This window comes from Brevundimonas sp. (genome assembly GCF_030704825.1).
Taxonomy (GTDB): Bacteria; Pseudomonadota; Alphaproteobacteria; order Caulobacterales; family Caulobacteraceae; genus Brevundimonas.
On the sequence record NZ_JAUYNX010000014.1, the window covers coordinates 127,050 to 143,396 of the forward strand.

The window sequence follows — 16,347 nt, forward strand, 5'->3', positions numbered from 1 at the left end:
TGACCTAGTCGCGGAGACGTGTGCGCCACAGGCTCGCGGCCAGCAGCATCGAGAGCACGGACGAGCCGATCCAGAACAGGATGACCGGGCCGAAGTCGTAGATCTTGTCTCCGGCGACCTCGACCATCCGCCCCTCTATCAGGACGCCGGAAATCTGCTCCTGAACGGCCGCGCCGATGTAGCTGAAGATGCCGATGACCCCCATGGCGGCGCCGGCGACCCGCTTGGGCGCGATGTCGACGGCGAACAGGCCGCCCAGCGAGGTCACCAGACCGGTCAGGCCCATGCCGAAGCACAGCATGCCGACGATCAGCACTGGCAAGGTGTTGGGTCCGAAGAAGATGATCAGCAAGCCGATGATCTCGACGATGGCGAACAGCAGGTTGGCTGGCGGGCGGCGGCCGTTGAAGGCCTTGTCGGACAGGAAGCCGAACAGGATCGCGCCCGCGATGCCGGCCAGCGTGCTGACCATCAGCAGGGTGCCGGCCAGGGGCAGCGAATAGCCGCGGTCTTCCTGCAGGTAGAGGATGCCCCAGGAGTTGATGGCGTAGCGGGTAACATAGGTGGTGGCGCTGGCGAGGCACAGAATCCAGATCGCCGGCAGCTTGAGGATCGTCAGCTGCAGCCCGAGCACCGACTTGACGCCGGGCTTCGGCGCCTCGTTGTAGAGGTCGTTCTTCCACTCGTTGACGGTCGGAAGGCCCATCGTGCGGGGGCGGTCCTTGAGCAGCAGCCAGGCGCCGACGGCGGTCATGATCCCGATGGCTCCCGGTCCCCAGAATCCCCAGCGCCAGCCGAACACGGCCACGGCCGAACCGACCACGAAGAAGGTCAGGCCCTCGCCGATCGAATGGGCCGTGCTCCACACGCCGTAGGCGCGGCCCCGTTCCTTGTTGGAGAACCAGGCGGTCATCGCGACGACCCCGCCCGGCGCCCCGAAACTCTGGAACCAGCCGTTCAGACCCCACAGGATCACCGCCGCCCACAACGCCGTGGTGAAGCCCATGAGGACGTTGCAGATGGCCGTCATCAGGAAGGCGAAGGCCAGGAACCGCTTCATGTTGGCGTGGTCGGCGAGGAAGCCGTTGGTCAGCTTGCCGAGCGCATAGGTGTAGAACAGGGCCGAGCCGATCAGCCCCAGCTCGCTCGGCGTGAAGATGTTGGCGTCGATCAGCGGCTTCTTCACCACGCCCAGGGCCAGGCGGCAGGTGTAGATCAACCCGTAGCCGAGGGTGATGGCCAGCATCACCTTTACGCGGTTCTGGCGAAACAGCCGATCGATCACCCCTTGATCGGTGATCTGCGGCTGGTCCGCCCCGGTGGCGAAAAATCCCAACAATCCACGCGCCAAGGCCGCCTCCCGATCCTTGTGGGCCGTCACTGACGTCGCGGCCTCGTTGAGGTGAGCTTAGGTCACGCCGATCAAGAATGGAAGAAGAATTCCATTCTATGCCATCGTTGGAATAACGAAACTCTGGTCGGTCACGCCGCCGCCGCGGGGCCACCGCTGGGTCACCGTCTTGGTCCGGGTGAAGAAGCGCACGCCGTCGAGGCCGTACTGATTCAGGTCGCCGAAGCCCGAGCGCTTCCAGCCGCCGAAGGAGTGGTAGGCCACCGGCACAGGTATGGGGACGTTGATCCCGACCATGCCCACCTCGACGCGGTCTGCGAACTCGCGCGCTGCATCACCGTCGCGGGTGAAAATGGTGACGCCGTTGCCGTACTGATGCCGCGACGGCAGGGCGAGGGCCTCCTCGAAGGTCGCCGCCCTTACGATCTGCAGCACCGGTCCGAAGATCTCCTCCTGATAGGTCCTCATCGTCGGGGTGACATGGTCGAACAGGGTGGGGGCGAGGAAGAAGCCCTCCTCATGTCCCTGAAGACGGAAGCCGCGGCCGTCGACCACCAGTTCCGCGCCCTCGTCGACGCCCGTCTGGATGTAGCCCTCGATCCTCGCCTTGTGCGCCGCCGAGACGACGGGGCCGTAGTGGGCGTCCGCGTCGGTCGACACCCCGACCCGCAGGCCGGCGATGGCGGGCAGCAGTTTGGCGCGCAGGCGCTCGGCCGTGTCCTCTCCGACCGGCACCACGACCGGCAGGGCCATGCAACGTTCGCCGGCCGAGCCGTAGGCGGCCCCCATGAGGTCGGCGACGGTCTGGTCCATATCGGCGTCCGGCAGGACGACGCCGTGGTTTTTGGCGCCGCCCATGGCCTGAACGCGCTTGCCGTGGGCCGCGCCCATGGCGAACACCGACTGGGCGATGTCGGACGAGCCGACGAAGCTGATGGCCTTGATCATGGGGTGTTTGAGGATCGCCTCGACAACGTCCTTGTCGCCATGAACGACGTTCAGCACGCCTGCGGGCAGGCCGGCCTCCAGCATCAGTTCGGCCAGCCGCATGGGCACCGACGGATCACGCTCCGATGGCTTGAGGATGAAGGCGTTACCGCAGGCGATGGCGGGGCCGAACATCCACATCGGGATCATGGCGGGGAAGTTGAACGGGGTGACGCCGGCCACGACGCCCAGGGCCTGGCGCGCCGAGAAGACGTCGATGCCCGGCCCGGCGCCCTGGGTGTACTCGCCCTTCAGCAGGTGCGGGATGCCGCAGGCGAACTCGATCACCTCCAGACCCCTCTGGATGTCGCCCCGCGAGTCGGCGACGACCTTGCCGTGCTCGGACGAGAGCAGATGAGCCAATTCGTCCATGTGCGCCTCGAGAAGGCGCTTGAACTCGAACATCACCCGGGCGCGGCGCTGGGGATTGGTCGCGCCCCAGCCCTTCTGGGCCGCGGCGGCGTTGTCGACGGCGGCGTCGAGTTCCGCGGCCGAGGCGAGGGGAACCCGCGCCTGAACCTGCCCGGTGTTCGGGTCGAAGACCTCGCTGAAACGGCCGGAGGCGCCGGCGACCGACCGGCCGCCGATGAAATGTTCTATGGTCCGCATGGCGGGGCTCCTGGGGAGGGAGGTCAGGTCTTCGGTTTGACGATCCAGTCGTGGGCGGGGTCGTTGCGGAAGATCCAGTTCCGCTTCGGGCCGGCCATGACGTTGAGATAGTAGAGGTCGTAGCCGTGCGCGGCGCCGACGGGGTGGTAGCCGCGCGGCACCATGACCACGTCGCCGTCCTCGACGCAGATCGTCTCGTCCAGGCTGCGGTCGTCGGTGTAGACCCGCTGGATCGCGAATCCCTGCGGCGGGTCGAGGCGGTGGTAGTAGGTCTCCTCCAGCGCGGTTTCCTCCGCCGGGGCGGCGGTGTCGTGCTTGTGCGGCGGATAGCTGGACCAGTGGCCGCCGGGGGTGATCACCTCGACGACCAACAGGCCCTCCGCGGGCTGGGTTTCGGGGAGGATGTTGCGGACATAGCGGGTGTTGGTTCCGGATCCGCGCACCTCGCGCGGCATGTCCGCCTCGGCGATCAGACGTGGCCCGCCGACGCCGCCCCGGCCAGGGGCCGTGCAGACGGCCAGTTCGACAGTATCCGCCGCAGTCACCGCATAGGTCATGCTCGCGGGGACGTAGACCGCGCCCGGCGCCCGCTCCTCGAACGGCCCGGTCCGCCCGCCGACCTCCGAAAACATCGCGCCGCCGGCGATGATGTTCGCCGTGCCGGCGACGACCACGAGGCAGGCCTCGCGGCCTGGTTGGACGCCGGAGAAGGTTTGACCGGGCTTGAGGCGCACGACCTTGAAGCCGACGTGGCCCCAGCCGGCGCTTTCCGGCGTGACCTCCAGCACCGCGCCGTCGGCGTCAGGGGCATGGGGGCGGACGCGGAGGTCGGGCATCAGACCAGTCCCGCCGCCGCCGCGCGAGACATGAGGGCGCCCAGGCCGATCTCCGCGTAGGCTTTCGGGTTGGCCATCGCGGGATCCTGTTCGGCCTCGATGACGATCCAGCCGGCGTAGTTCACCGCCTTCAGGGCCGTCATCACCTCGGCGAAGTCGATGCCGCCGTCGCCCGGGACGGTGAACATCCCGGCCAGGACGCCGTCGAGGAAGCTGGCGCCCGTCTTCCGGACCTTGGTGAAGGTCTCCCAACGCACATCCTTGCAGTGCACATGGACGACGCGTTCGGGGTGGTCGCGGATGACGGCCGGCGCGTTGACGCCGCCGAGAGCCGCGTGGCCGGTGTCGAGCGTGAGGCCGACCGAGGGGCCGGTGTTGGCGATGAAGGCGTCGAGGTCCGCGGCCGTCTCCACCACGGTGCCAAGGTGGTGATGGTAGGCGAACTTCAGTCCCTGGGACTGGATGTAGTCGGCGACCGCGGTCAGGCGCGCGCCGAAGGTCGGCCAGTCCCCGGCGTCCAGCCGCGGCGCGCCGGTCAACGGCACGGCCCGGTCGCCGTGCACCGCGTTTGAGGTCTCGGCGAAGACGAACACCGTCGATCCCATGGCCTTCAGCAAACTCAGGTGTGGCTGCAGCGCCCGGATCTCGGCCTCGGCGTCCCGGACCAGCAGCGAACCGGAATACCAGCCGCCGATCAGGTCGATGCCGTAGCGCGCCAGCAGCGGCTTCAGCGCGGCGGGATCGCGCGGAAACTTGCCGCCCAGTTCAACGCCCTCGAAGCCGACGTCGCGGACATCGGCCAGGATCGACTCCAGCGGCGTGTCGCCGCCCAGCTCGGGCATGTCGTCATTGGCCCAAGCGATCGGGCTGACGCCCCAGCGGATCGTCATGACAGGTCTCTCTTCATACGGATGCGGTCTTCGTAGTCGCGGCGGGCGGCGTTCACTTGCGGGCGGTCGGACACTTCGGGCACGGCGACATCCCACCACCACCCGCCGGCTTCGGTGGTCTTCAGCGGGTCGGTGTCGATGACCACCACAGAGGAGCGGTCGGCGGCGCGGGCCCGTTGCAGGGCGGCCTCGAACTGGCCGAGGGTGGCGACATGCTCGCCATGCGCGCCGAGGCTTCGCGCATGGGCGGCGAAGTCGATCTCCGGCAGGGTTTGGTGCGCGCTGTCGGCGAGCAGGTTGTTGAAGCCCGGGCTGCCCGTCGCCTGCTGCAGCCGGTTGATGCAGCCAAAGCCGCGATTGTCGAGCAGGGCGACGATCAGCTTGCGGCCCATCATCACCGAGGTGGCCAGTTCGGAGTTCAGCATCAGGTAGCTGCCGTCGCCGACCATGACCACGACCTCGCGGTCGGGTTCGGCCATCTTGACGCCGAGGCCGCCGGCGATCTCGTAGCCCATGCAGGAGAAGCCGTATTCGAGGTGGTAGCCGCCTGGCCGCGCTGTGCGCCACAGCTTGTGCAGTTCGCCGGGCAGGCCGCCGGCGGCGCAGACGACCACGGCGTCCTCCCCGACCGCGCGCTGCACCGCGCCGATGACCTGGGCGTCACTGGGCAGGGTGGTGTCGGGAGCGCCGGCGGTCGCCCGCTCCACGGCGGCGTTCCAGTCCGCCATCGCCGGACCAGACCCGACCTCCGGCGCCCGCCAGCCCCCAAGCGCGCCGGCGAGGGCTTCCAGCACCGCCCGGGCGTCGCCGACGACCGGCGCCGCCCCGTGCTTGTGCGCGTCGAACGGCGTGACGTTGACCTGGAAGAGGCGGCCCGCGAACAGGCTGCGCGAGCCGGTGGTGAAGTCCTGCAGACGCGTGCCCAGGCCGACGATCACATCCGCCTCGGCCGCCGCCGCATTGGCGGCGCTGGATCCGGTGACGCCGATCGATCCGAGCAGGTTGGGATGGTCCCACGCCAGCGCGCCCTTGCCGGCCTGGGTCTCGGCCACGGGGAGGCCGGCGGCGACCGCCAGTTCGGCCAGCGCCTGCTCGGCCTGGCTGTAGAGTACGCCGCCGCCGCAGATCAGCAGCGGACGGCGGGCCGACTTGAGGGCGCTCACGAGGGCCGCCATCTCGCCTGGATCGGCGGGTTGGCGGCGTTCGCGCCATACCCGGTGGTCGAAGAAAACCTCCGGCCAGTCGAAGGCCTCGGCCTGGACGTCCTGGCAGAAGGCGAGGGTGACCGGGCCGCAGCCGGCCGGATCGAGCATGGTCGCCAAGGCGCGGGGCAGGGCGTCGAGCAGCTGCTCCGGGCGGGTGATGCGGTCGAAATACCGGGACACTGGCCGGAAACAGTCGTTGGCGGACACCGTCCCGTCCGCGAAGTCCTCGACCTGCTGCAGCACCGGATCGGGCCGGCGGCTGGCGTAGACGTCGCCGGACAGGAACAGCACCGGCAGGCGGTTCACATGGGCGAGGGCCGCGGCCGTGACCATGTTGGTGGCCCCGGGGCCGATCGAGGTGGTGCAGATCATGGCGCGCCGGCGGCGCATCTGTTTGGCGTAGGCGATGGCGGCGTGGGCCATGCCTTGTTCGTTGTGGGCCCGCCAGGTCGGCAGGACGTCCCGGGCTCCCTCCAGCGCCTCGCCGAGGCCGGCGACATTGCCGTGGCCGAAGATGGCCCAGCAGCCCGCGAAATAGGGAACCTCAACGCCATCGACGACGACGTGCTGGGCCGCGAGCCAGCGCACGGCGGCCTGGGCGGCGGTAAGGCGCACGACCCCCATCTCAGACCGCCGCGACCATGGTCGGCGCCGATCCGGCCGCGCTCGCCCGGGCGACCCGCCAGGCGTCGACCAGCACGGCGAACCGGGACGACAGGTCGGCGATGGCGGCCTCGTCGTCGATCCGGCCTGACAGCCATTGCTCGGCGACGTCGGTGAAGATGGTCCGGCCGACCGCGAAACCCTTGACGATCGGAGCAGGCGCTGCGGCCGAGAAGGAGGCGATCAGTTCATCCTGCGGCGCGGACAGGCCCAGCAGCAGCACGCCGCGGCAGTGCGGGTCATTGGCCGTGATCGTCCGTTCCAGCTCAGTCCAGGCGGCGGGATCGTCGATGGGCTCCAGCTTCCACCAGTCGGGCTTCATGCCCAGATCGTAGAGCCGCTGGATGGCGCGCGATACCGTGCGCGAATCCACGGGCCCGCTCTTCGAGGCGATGATCTCGAGCAGCAGTTCGTGACCGGTCTTCAGGCAGGCGTCCTGCAGGCGCAGCAGCTGCCGTTCCTGGCGGTCCCGCAGCTCCCGCGGATCGTCCGGATGGTACAGGGCCAGGCATTTGACGACGTGGTTCGACGGCCATGTCGCCAGTTCGGCGCCGACGTCCGCCGGGCTCTCGAATTCGAGCGGGCAGGAGCCCGGCAGTTCGATCGGCCGGCCGATCCAGTAGGGGTAGTCGGCCGCGGCCTCGAGACCGCGCATTCCAAACCGCCCGTCCAGCAGGACCCCGAAGCGCGAGTCGCCGCGGGCGAGCCGGTCGACCGCCTTCAGGGTCAGGGCCTTGAAGATCGGGATACGGGCGGGATCGGCCCCGATCCTGGCGCACAGGTCCTCAAACTGGGTGCGGTGGTCCATGGCCAGAACGGTGAGGTCGTCATACCTCCTGGCGCGCGTCGTCGCCCGGTGGAGATGCTCCAGCCCGGCGTCCTCGCGCAGGCGGAAGGGGCGCTCGCCGCCAGTCAGGAAAGCCTGCAGCTCTTCCCACGTGGCCATCGCCGGAGCGCAGCCGTGCCGGGAGACCACGATGGCGCCGCAGGCGTTGGCGTAGTCGCAGCAGGTCGCCAGCGGCTCGTGCCTGAGCCAGCCGCGCAGAAACCCCGCCATGAAGGCGTCGCCGGCGCCCAGGACGTTGAACACCTCGACCTTGAACCCCCGGCCGACCACGCCCTGATCGAGGTGATCCGGGATCGCGCCGGGAAAGGCGGAGCATCCGTCGGGGCCGCGCTTGCAGACCAGCAGGGCGTCGGTGCGCTCGCGGATCGCGCGCAGGGCGGCGATGGTGTCGGTGGTCCCGCCGAGGATGTGAATCTCCTCCTCGGTGCCGACGACGAGGTCGCACAGGCCAAGCACGCTTTGCAGGCGGGCGGTGACCGCGTCATCGGCGACGAAGCGGTTCTCGCCCATGTCCTTGCCGGTCAGCCCCCACAGGACGGGCCGGTAGTCGATGTCGAAGACGATCCTGCCGCCGGCGGCGCGGGCCAGTTCGCACGCCTTCACGGAAGCGGCGAACACCGCCTCCCGGGACAGGTGGGTTCCGTTGATCAGGACGGCCGAGGCGGACTGGATGAAGGTTGGGTCGACATCATCGACGGTCAGCGCCATGTCGGCGCAGTTCTCGCGGTAGAAAATCAGCGGGAAGGTGTCCGGGTCCCGGATGCCGAGGAAGACCAGCGCGGTCAGGCGTTCGGCGTCGGTCAGGACCCCGTCGACGGCGACCTCTTCCCGCTCCAGCTGTTCCCGGATGAAGCGGCCGAAATGGTCGGCGCCGACCCGCGTCAGAACGCCGGTCCTGAGGCCCAGCCGGGCCGCGCCGATCGCGGTGTTGGTGGGGCTGCCGCCGACGTATTTGGCGAAGGACGCCATGTCCTCGAGCCGGCCGCCGATCTGCTGGCCGTAGAGGTCGATGCACGAACGCCCGACGGTGATCAGATCAAGGGGACCTTGGGATCTCGCCATCAAGTCGCGTCTTCCACACCGGATGCAGGGCCCGCCGCCCCATGAATGTAACGTATATTCTAACCGTAGAACATTCGCAACGTGTGTTTCATATCGCGTTCCGATCCCCGGTTTCCCTAAGGGCGGACGGGTTGCGGGCGGTCTGGGCCGTCGAGAAGGCGAAGGAGATGACCAGCGCCTGCGCCAGGCACATCGAGGCGGACAGGGACCGGAATTTGCGGATTTCCGCCTCGCGGACCTGCAACACCAGGCTGGCGGGCTTGGCGACCGGGCTGACCAGGCTGTCGGTGATCGACAGAACCTTGCATCCCCGCTCCACGGCCGCCTCGACCAGCTGGACCGCCTCCTCGGCATAGGGATGGTAGCTTACGGCGATCAGCAGGTCCGACGGCGTGATGCCGTGGATCTGTTGGCGGGTCATGCCGCCGACGCTGTCGATGAACACCGTCTTCTTGTCGACCTGATGCAGCGAGTAGGCGATGTAGGCGGCGACCGGGAACGAGCGCCGGAAGCCGGCGACATAGATAGTGTCGGCCTCGGCCATCATTTTCACGGCGGCGGACATCTCTTCCGCGCCGACGATCTCGCCGAGATTGCGCAGGGCCAGGCTGTTGCCCTCGATGAACTCCGCGAGCACCTGACCGGGGTCGCCCACGACCTTGCCGCCGACCGTTTCACTGAACTGACGGACCCGTTCGCCATAGGCGAGGGAGGTGTTGCCGGACAGCAGGCCGTCGCGGAACAGCCTCTGCATCTGGGTGGCGCCGTCGAAGCCGAACGATTTGGCGAACCGCACGATGGCTGACGGCTGCACGCCGCTGCGATCCGCCAGCACCGCCAAGGTCTCGAGCGCGACCGCGTTGGGCTCGTCCAGCACATAGCGGGCGATCTGCTGCAGGCGTTTGCTGAGCGAGTCGTAGCGTTCCAGAATGGCGGCCCGGAGTTCCTCGGCCGACGCGGGGGGAGTGGTCAGTTCGGTCATGCTTGAGGTCCGGGATTTTCCACAGCCTAGCGGTCCCGAAGGTCCCGCTCAATGGAATGCAGCTGCGACAGATAGAAATTCTATTTCACGGATGGACAGAAAATCAGTTCCATGGTGAGTGCGGTCGACAACAGGGGAGCCGGGCGTTGGAAAGAATCGATGTCGCGCTGATCGGCGCCGGCCGGATGGGCTCGATCCACGGCCCCAACGCCGCCCGGCATCCCGGCCTGCGCCTGCGTTACGTCATAGATCCCCGACCGGAGGCCGCCGCCGCCGTCGGCGGGCCGTTCGGTGCGGCGCACGTCGAGCTCGACGTCGCCCTCGCGGACCCGGAGATCGGCGGCGTTCTGGTCTGCAGTTCGACCGACCAGCACCTGGACCATGTCCTCGCCGCGGTCGCCGCCGGCAAGGCGGTGTTCTGCGAGAAGCCGCTGGACCTCGATCTGCCGAAGGTCACGGCCGCCGCCGCGAAGCTTTCTGAGGCCCGGCTCATCCTCGCCTTCAACCGCCGGTTCGATCCGCATTTCCGGGCGCTCAAGGCCAGGCTCGATGCGGGCGAGATCGGCCGCCTCGAAAGCCTGCACCTGATCAACCATGACCCGGCCGCGCCGCCGCCGGGATTCATCCCGACCAGCGGCGGGCTGTTCAAGGACTTCACCATCCACGACCTCGATCTGGCGCGCTGGTTGCTCGGCGAGCCGATCCGTGAGGTGTTTGCGGCGGCCAGTTGCCTGGTCGATCCGGAGATCGGCCGCCTCGGCGACTTCGATACGGCGCGCACCGTGTTGAAGACGACCGCTGGACGGCTCTGCGTGATCTCCAACACCCGCCGCAGCGGCTACGGTTACGACCAGCGCCTCGAGGCGTTCGGCTCGCGTGGCATGCTCTCCGCAGGCAACGTCGCGCTGGACGACGTGCACACGCTGACGGAGACGGGCGCCCTGGCCGCGCCGATCCAGCCGGGCTTCATGCAACGCTACGCCGGGTCCTATCGCGCCGAGGTCGACCATTTTGCCGAGGTGCTACACGGTCGGGCCAGGTCGCTGGTCGGATACGCCGACGGCGTCGCGGCCCTCGTCCTGGCCGAAGCCTGCGACCGGTCGGCGCGTAGCGGGACCGTCGTCAAACTCGAGGAGTCTGCCCATGCATAAGGTCGCCCTGATCGGCGCTGGCCGGATCGGCCGTATTCACGCCCGCAACACAGCTCTGAGCGATCGGCTCATCCTCGCGGGCGTTGTGGATCCGATGGCCGAGGCCGCTTCCGCGCTGGCCGGGGAATGGCGCGCGCCCGTCCTGAACCTCGACGAGGTCATGGACGATCCCTCGATCGCCGGTGTGATCATCGCCAGTTCGACGGACACCCATCTGGATTACAGCGTCCGCGCGGCACGGGCCGGCAAGGCGATCTTCTGCGAAAAGCCGATCGACCAGGACCTCGAACGGGCGCGATCCGTCTCGGGCGACCTCTCCGGCGCGCGCATGCTGCTGGCCTTCAACCGGCGCTTCGATCCCAACTTCCAGGCCCTCAAGGCGCGGCTGGACAGCGGCGCCGTCGGCTCGCTCGAAAGCGTGCAGATCACGTCCAACGATCCGTCGCCCCCGCCGCCGGCCTACGTCGCGGTGTCGGGCGGCCTGTTCAAGGACATGGCCATCCACGACTTCGACATGGCGCGATGGCTGCTCGGCGAGGAGCCGTCCGAGGTCTATGCGGCCGGCAGTTGCCTGGTCGACCCCGAGATCGGCCGCCTCGGCGACGTCGACACCGCAAGGACGGTGCTGAAGACGCCTTCCGGCAAGCTGTGCGTCATCTCCAACAGCCGGCGGTCCGGGTTCGGCTACGACCAGCGTATCGAGGCCTACGCCTCGGGCGGGATGGTCCGCGCCGACAATGTGCTCGAGAGCACCGTGCAGGTGTGGAACGAAGCCGGGGCGTCCGCGGACCGGTTCCAGAATTTCTTCCTCGACCGCTACGCCGAGGCCTATCGGCGGGAGATGGCGCATTTCGCGGACATTCTCGACGGCGCGGTTCCGTCGGTGGGCTACGCCGACGGCGTGGCGGCGCTTGCGCTCGCGGAAGCCGCGGCCGCGTCCGTGAAGACGGGCGCGGTGGTCAGGCTCTAGCCGCCGGCCCACGTCACATCCCGCGCAAAAAGAGAGGCGGCTTCCGGTGGAAGCCGCCTCAGTCGTTCAGAAGGGCGTTTGTTCTAGAAGACGGCGCGCAGGGTGAGGGTGATCTTGGGCGACGAGCCCTCGCGCTCGACCTCGAACGCATCGACGTTATAGGCGGCCTGGTTCGCCAGGATCTGCTCGCCGTTGTCGCCGTCGAAGCCCGCTTCGGCCTGCTGGCTTTCGGCGTCCAGCAGATTGGTGCCGGTCAGGCGCAGGACGATGTTCTCGCCCAGCCGCTTCTCGAGGAAGATTTCCAGGTTGCCGTCGTAGATCTGGCTCTCGATCTCGCCGAAGGTCACGAAGCGCGACTCGCCCTGCTTCTGGTAGCTGAAGCCGAAGCTCGCCTCGATGCTGGGCAGGTTCTGGGTGACGCCGAAGTTGTAGATATAGTCCGGCTGGTAATCGATCGCGATCTCGCCCACGCCGTCGGGATCGTCTCGGGTGGACCACAGGCGGGTGTAGTTGGCGAACACGCCAGTCTCGTCCAGCCCCAGGAAGGTCAGCGGCGTGGACAGGTCCAGTTCGATGCCGTGAACTTCTGCGTCACCGATGTTCCGGTAGCTGTACAGGCCGCCCGGGTAGTCGGCCGGATCCAGCCCGATGGTGGCCACCGAGTCTCCGGTGTTCACGAGGCCGATAAGGTCCGTGATCTGACGCGAGAACAGATTGACGCCGAAGATGCCGCGGCCCGCGAAACGACGCTCGTAGCCGATATCGAAGCCGACCGAAGTCTCGAAGCCGAGGTCAGGATTGCCGATGGTGACGTCCTCGTCACCCGGCGATTCCACCGAGAAGGCGGGGATCAGCTGATCGATGCTCGGGCGGCGCACCGTACGGGCGGCGCTGAAGCGGAGCTGGTCGTTGTTCGTCACCTTCCAGACCAGGTGGGCGGACGGGTTCAGCATGAACTCGTCACTCTCCGAGCTGCCGGAAATGCTGTCGTCGAGCACGCCGCCTTCCAGAAAATCGTTCTGGAAGGTGATCTCGGTCTTGGTGCTTTCGGCGCGCACACCGGTCTGCAGGGTCAGGGACGGGGTGAGCTCCCATTCGATGCGGGCGAAGGCGTCGAGGCGGGTTTCCTCGTAGGTGAACTGCCCGTCGTTGGTGGCGTAGTCCGGATCGGCCAGGTCTTCCTCGAGGGTCAGGCCGTACTCCCGGTCCTTCAGCTTGCCGGAAACGCCGACCTTCAGTTCGACCCCGTCGATGCCCATCGCGGAGGCCAGCCCGACCAACTGGTGGGTGATAGACGCGTCGGCGGTCCATTCGGTGTCGTCGGCGTCGATGGATTCACGCTCGACGAGGTCGGTCGGCGTGTCCTCGAAGGTTTCCTCGACGCTGTCGTCGCGGAAGTTGTTGAAGCGGACCTGGGCTTCGAAATCGGTGTTCTCGCCGAGCACAGTCTCGAACAGGGCCGAGGCGCCGATGCTGTCTTGGTTGAAGTCGGCGTCCTGATACTCGAACTCCGGATTGGCCAGATCCAGCCCGCCGACGGAGCCGTCGCCTTCATAGATCACCGTGTCCTGGTGTTCCTTCCGGCTGGTGCTCAGGGCGAAAGCGTCGATTCGCAGGCTGGTGTTCTCGGACATCCGCCAGGTCAGGTCGCCGTTGAACGACAGGTCGGTCGAGTCCCGGCTGTCCTGCTCCTCGACGCGCTCGACCGCGACGGACTGGCTGGGGTCGTCGAACTGCACGAGACTGCGGCCCATGCCGCCAGCGGCGACTTCGGCGTCGAAGCCGACCGAGTCCTCCTCGAAGACCTCCTCGACCACATCCTTGTTGTTGAAGCGCTGCTGGGCGTCGAGGGTGATGGAGTACAGCAGGGTGTCGCTGGCGTTGCGCCCCGACCAGGACACCGATGCGTTCGGCCGCGTCCGGCTGGCGTCGACATCGTAGGTCGCGCCGACGCGGGCGATCACGCCGGGCGGCAGGCTTTCGCCGTCCTTGAGGATGATGTTGATCGTGCCGCCCACGCCCTGACTGTCAATGTCGGCGCTGGGCGAGCGGACGATCTCGATCCGGTCAATGATCTCGGCGGGGATGCGGTCGACGAAGACCGAGCGGTCGTTGCCCGCCCCCGGAATGGGGCGGCCATTGACCAGCACCTGGGTGAAGCCCTGGCCGAGGCCGCGCAGCTGGGGCGCATCCGCCTCGCCCACGTCGCTGGTGAAGGCCACGCCCGGCACCCGCCGCAGCTGGTCGCCGACCGAGGTGGGCTCGAACTTGGCGAAGAACTCCTGGTCGTAGACCAGTTCAGGGGCCGTCGTGTTGGTCCGGTCGCGGTACTGGATCGTGCCCGTGACGATGACGTCGTCCAAGTCCGAAGCTTCCTGCGGCGCAGGATCGGATCCATCCTGCGCGAACGCCGCCATGGGCGTCATCAGGCAGGTGCCCAACAGTGCGGCCTTGAGGGCCATCCGACGATAGGCGCGCATCTCTGTCTCTCCCCGACTCCGTCCTCTCCTCCGGTATTGGAGCGAGGGGCGGCTTGTTGTCGAGGAGGTTACGAACAAACATTCTATTTGGCAATAGTAATGGAATATATCTTGCAGAACCGGCGGGTATGGCTATCGTTCAGGGACGAAAGCAGGTGGCTGGCACGTACCGGGCGCCGCGAACAGGGAGTGAGCATGATGGGACGCAACATAACCGGGCCACTGCTGGCGGCCGTGGCGTTCGCCGGCTCGGTCGGCCTTGCCTCGTGCGCGACGGCCCAGGACGAAGTGGGCCCGCCCGCCGCGGCCGCCCGCGCGGTCGCCGCCCGGGCGAACACCGCGCCGACGAACGGCGGACAGGCGAACCGGGCCGTGCTGGTGTTCGACCAGATTGAACCGGCGAACAGCCGTATCGTGGCCACCGCGGGCCTCGGCGGCCTGGAAGTGTATGGCCTTGACGGCCAGCGCCGTGGCGCGACGCCGGCTGGCGAAGCCGGCAGCGTCGATGTGCGGCACGGTGTTATGCTGGCGGGGCGTCCCGCGAACCTGCTGGTCTCGACCGACACGACGACCAACTCGCTGCGCTTCTTTTCAATGGCCGGCGATGTGTTGAGCGAAGTCGGCGCGCGGGCGGTTCCGCTCGGCTTCGCGGTCGAGGGCGTGTGCCTGTTCCAGAACGCCTCGGACGGCCTCCTCTATCTCGTCGCCGTCGGAGACGGGGGCGAGATAGACCAGCATCTGGTCGTGGTTGATGACGAAGGACGGGTCGACAGCCGCCAGGCGCGCCGCCTGAACCTGCCGTCGCCCGCCGAGCACTGCGTCGCCGATGACGCGAGCGGCCAGATCTATGTGTCCGAACAGGCCGTGGGCCTGTGGCGCTTCAACGGCGATCCCGAGACCGACGCCACCCCCGTGCTGATCGACGCGCCCCGTCTGGGCCGTATCACCGAGGAAGTCGGAGGCGTCGCCCTGTATGATGGCGGAGAGGGCGCGCGCTATCTGATCGCCTCCGACGCCTCCAGCGGTCGGCTCTACGTCTATGACCGCGACCAGGACGACGCCTGGGTCGGCGCCATTTCGCTGGTGGGCGAAGACGGCGTGGCCGTGGGCGAACCCGGCGGCCTGCACGCGGCCAGCGTTGCGCTCGGCGGCGGGTTGGCGGCGGGTGCCCTGATCGCCGCCGACGAGGACGCCGAGGGCGGCGCAAACTACAAGATCGTTCCCGTGGCCAGCCTGCTCGGCGCCCTGAACCTGCCGCTCGGCGTCGCGCAGGATCCCGCTGCGGCGCCCGCGCCGCCGGTCCCCACGGTCAAGGCCCTGTATGAGACGGTTCCCGTCATCAGCGCCGGCGACGCCGCGGACGACCCCGCGATCTGGGCCAACCCCTCTGATCCTGCGGCCAGCCTGATCGTGGCGACGGACAAGAAGTCGGGACTGTACCTCTACGACATGCAAGGCCGGGTGCTGCAGCACCTGCCCGACGGCAAGATGAACAATGTCGACCTCCGCTCCGGTTTCATGCTGGGCGGCGAGCCGATCGTGCTGGTCACCGCCAGCGACCGGACCCGCAAGGCCGTCGCCATCTACCGTCTCGACACCGCCGGACGGCGCCTGATCGACATCAGTGACGGCGTACAGGCGGCCGAGCAGGGCGATCCCTACGGCCAGTGCATGTATCGTAGCGCCGCCACCGGCAAGACCTACGTCTTCATCAACGACAGCAATGGCGAGATGCGTCAGTGGGAGCTGATCGACTCCGGCAATGGCCGCGTCCGCATCCAGCGGGTGCGTGATTTCGCCTTCTCGTCGCAAGCCGAGGGTTGCGTCGCCGACGACGAAACCGGACTTCTCTTCGTCAACGAGGAGGATGTCGCCCTGTGGCGGATGAGCGCCGAGCCCGACGGCGGCGCGGCCATGCAGGCGGTCGACCGCGTCGAGGCCAATCCGGCCATCAAGGACGATCTCGAAGGCGTCGGCCTGTACGACCTCGGGGGCGGCCGTGGATACCTGGTCGTCTCAAGCCAGGGCAACAACACCTACGCCGTGTACCGGCGCGAAGGCGACCAGGCCTATCTGGGCTCGTTCGCGGTGGCGGCCGACGGCCGCGCCGGCGTCGACGGCGTGTCCGAGACCGATGGCCTGGACGTCAGCAGCGCCAACCTCGGCCCCGGTTTCGAACACGGCGCCCTGATCGCGCAGGACGGCCGCAACGTGCTGCCCGGCGAGTTCCAGAACTACAAATACATCCCATGGAGCCGGATCGCCGAAGCCCTCGACCTGGAGATGCGGTGAGCAGTCCCTCGCGCCAACCGGC

General features: G+C 68.0%; 11 protein-coding genes. 3 read left to right on the plus strand and 8 right to left on the minus strand.

Annotated features, from left to right (window positions below):
• Positions 1-4: 4 nt before the first annotated feature.
• The 7 genes from Q8Q71_RS06215 to Q8Q71_RS06245 form a co-directional block, all read right to left on the minus strand.
• Positions 5-1,381, minus strand: a complete 1,377-nt coding sequence (locus Q8Q71_RS06215; protein WP_305758760.1) for an MFS transporter — start codon at positions 1,379-1,381, stop codon at positions 5-7.
• 66 nt (positions 1,382-1,447) lie between these two features.
• Positions 1,448-2,947, minus strand: a complete 1,500-nt coding sequence (locus tag Q8Q71_RS06220) for a CoA-acylating methylmalonate-semialdehyde dehydrogenase (RefSeq protein WP_305758761.1) — start codon at positions 2,945-2,947, stop codon at positions 1,448-1,450.
• Between the two features lie 23 nt (positions 2,948-2,970).
• Positions 2,971-3,783 carry a 5-deoxy-glucuronate isomerase gene (iolB, locus tag Q8Q71_RS06225; protein ID WP_305758762.1) on the minus strand — a complete coding sequence of 271 codons (813 nt, stop codon included), beginning with the start codon at positions 3,781-3,783 and terminating at the stop codon, positions 2,971-2,973.
• On the minus strand, positions 3,783-4,673 hold the full coding sequence (gene iolE, locus Q8Q71_RS06230) for a myo-inosose-2 dehydratase (protein WP_305758763.1): 891 nt from the start codon (positions 4,671-4,673) through the stop codon (positions 3,783-3,785). Before iolE ends, iolB begins: the two co-directional genes overlap by 1 nt.
• Positions 4,670-6,502 (minus strand): 3D-(3,5/4)-trihydroxycyclohexane-1,2-dione acylhydrolase (decyclizing), encoded by a 1,833-nt coding sequence (gene iolD / locus Q8Q71_RS06235; protein WP_305758764.1) that lies wholly within the window; start codon positions 6,500-6,502, stop codon positions 4,670-4,672. The genes iolE and iolD overlap by 4 nt, the downstream gene beginning before the upstream one ends.
• 1 nt (position 6,503) lies before the next feature.
• Complete coding sequence (gene iolC / locus Q8Q71_RS06240) at positions 6,504-8,450, minus strand: 5-dehydro-2-deoxygluconokinase (protein WP_305758765.1); 1,947 nt, start codon at positions 8,448-8,450, stop codon at positions 6,504-6,506.
• 88 nt (positions 8,451-8,538) lie between these two features.
• Positions 8,539-9,432 (minus strand): MurR/RpiR family transcriptional regulator, encoded by an 894-nt coding sequence (locus Q8Q71_RS06245; protein WP_305758766.1) that lies wholly within the window; start codon positions 9,430-9,432, stop codon positions 8,539-8,541.
• A gap of 146 nt (positions 9,433-9,578) precedes the next feature.
• On the opposite strand from Q8Q71_RS06245, the gene iolG (Q8Q71_RS06250) reads away from it, so the two are divergent.
• Both iolG (Q8Q71_RS06250) and iolG (Q8Q71_RS06255) read left to right on the plus strand, forming a co-directional pair.
• Positions 9,579-10,583, plus strand: coding sequence for an inositol 2-dehydrogenase (gene iolG / locus Q8Q71_RS06250; RefSeq protein WP_305758767.1), 1,005 nt, complete (start codon positions 9,579-9,581; stop codon positions 10,581-10,583).
• Entirely contained in the window at positions 10,576-11,553 is a 978-nt protein-coding gene (iolG, locus tag Q8Q71_RS06255) for an inositol 2-dehydrogenase (protein ID WP_305758768.1), read from the plus strand. The genes iolG (Q8Q71_RS06250) and iolG (Q8Q71_RS06255) overlap by 8 nt, the downstream gene beginning before the upstream one ends.
• 83 nt (positions 11,554-11,636) lie before the next feature.
• Here iolG (Q8Q71_RS06255) and Q8Q71_RS06260 read toward each other — a convergent pair whose 3' ends face one another.
• Positions 11,637-14,033, minus strand: a complete 2,397-nt coding sequence (locus tag Q8Q71_RS06260; RefSeq protein WP_305758769.1) for a TonB-dependent siderophore receptor — start codon at positions 14,031-14,033, stop codon at positions 11,637-11,639.
• A gap of 198 nt (positions 14,034-14,231) precedes the next feature.
• Here Q8Q71_RS06260 and Q8Q71_RS06265 point away from each other — a divergent pair, with 198 nt between their 5' ends.
• On the plus strand, positions 14,232-16,325 hold the full coding sequence (locus Q8Q71_RS06265; RefSeq protein WP_305758770.1) for a phytase: 2,094 nt from the start codon (positions 14,232-14,234) through the stop codon (positions 16,323-16,325).
• The last annotated feature ends 22 nt before the right edge of the window (positions 16,326-16,347 follow it).

What these genes read in the sequence shown, in the direction of transcription:
- Q8Q71_RS06220 (WP_305758761.1), bottom strand. Translation starts at nt 2,947, where the DNA reads ATGCGGACCATAGAACATTTCATCGGCGGCCGGTCGGTCGCCGGCGCC.
- iolB (WP_305758762.1), bottom strand. Translation starts at nt 3,783, where the DNA reads ATGCCCGACCTCCGCGTCCGCCCCCATGCCCCTGACGCCGACGGCGCG.
- iolE (WP_305758763.1), bottom strand. Translation starts at nt 4,673, where the DNA reads ATGACGATCCGCTGGGGCGTCAGCCCGATCGCTTGGGCCAATGACGAC.
- iolD (WP_305758764.1), bottom strand. Translation starts at nt 6,502, where the DNA reads ATGGGGGTCGTGCGCCTTACCGCCGCCCAGGCCGCCGTGCGCTGGCTC.
- iolC (WP_305758765.1), bottom strand. Translation starts at nt 8,450, where the DNA reads ATGGCGAGATCCCAAGGTCCCCTTGATCTGATCACCGTCGGGCGTTCG.
- Q8Q71_RS06245 (WP_305758766.1), bottom strand. Translation starts at nt 9,432, where the DNA reads ATGACCGAACTGACCACTCCCCCCGCGTCGGCCGAGGAACTCCGGGCC.
- iolG (WP_305758768.1), top strand. Translation starts at nt 10,576, where the DNA reads ATGCATAAGGTCGCCCTGATCGGCGCTGGCCGGATCGGCCGTATTCAC.
- Q8Q71_RS06260 (WP_305758769.1), bottom strand. Translation starts at nt 14,033, where the DNA reads ATGCGCGCCTATCGTCGGATGGCCCTCAAGGCCGCACTGTTGGGCACC.
- Q8Q71_RS06265 (WP_305758770.1), top strand. Translation starts at nt 14,232, where the DNA reads ATGGGACGCAACATAACCGGGCCACTGCTGGCGGCCGTGGCGTTCGCC.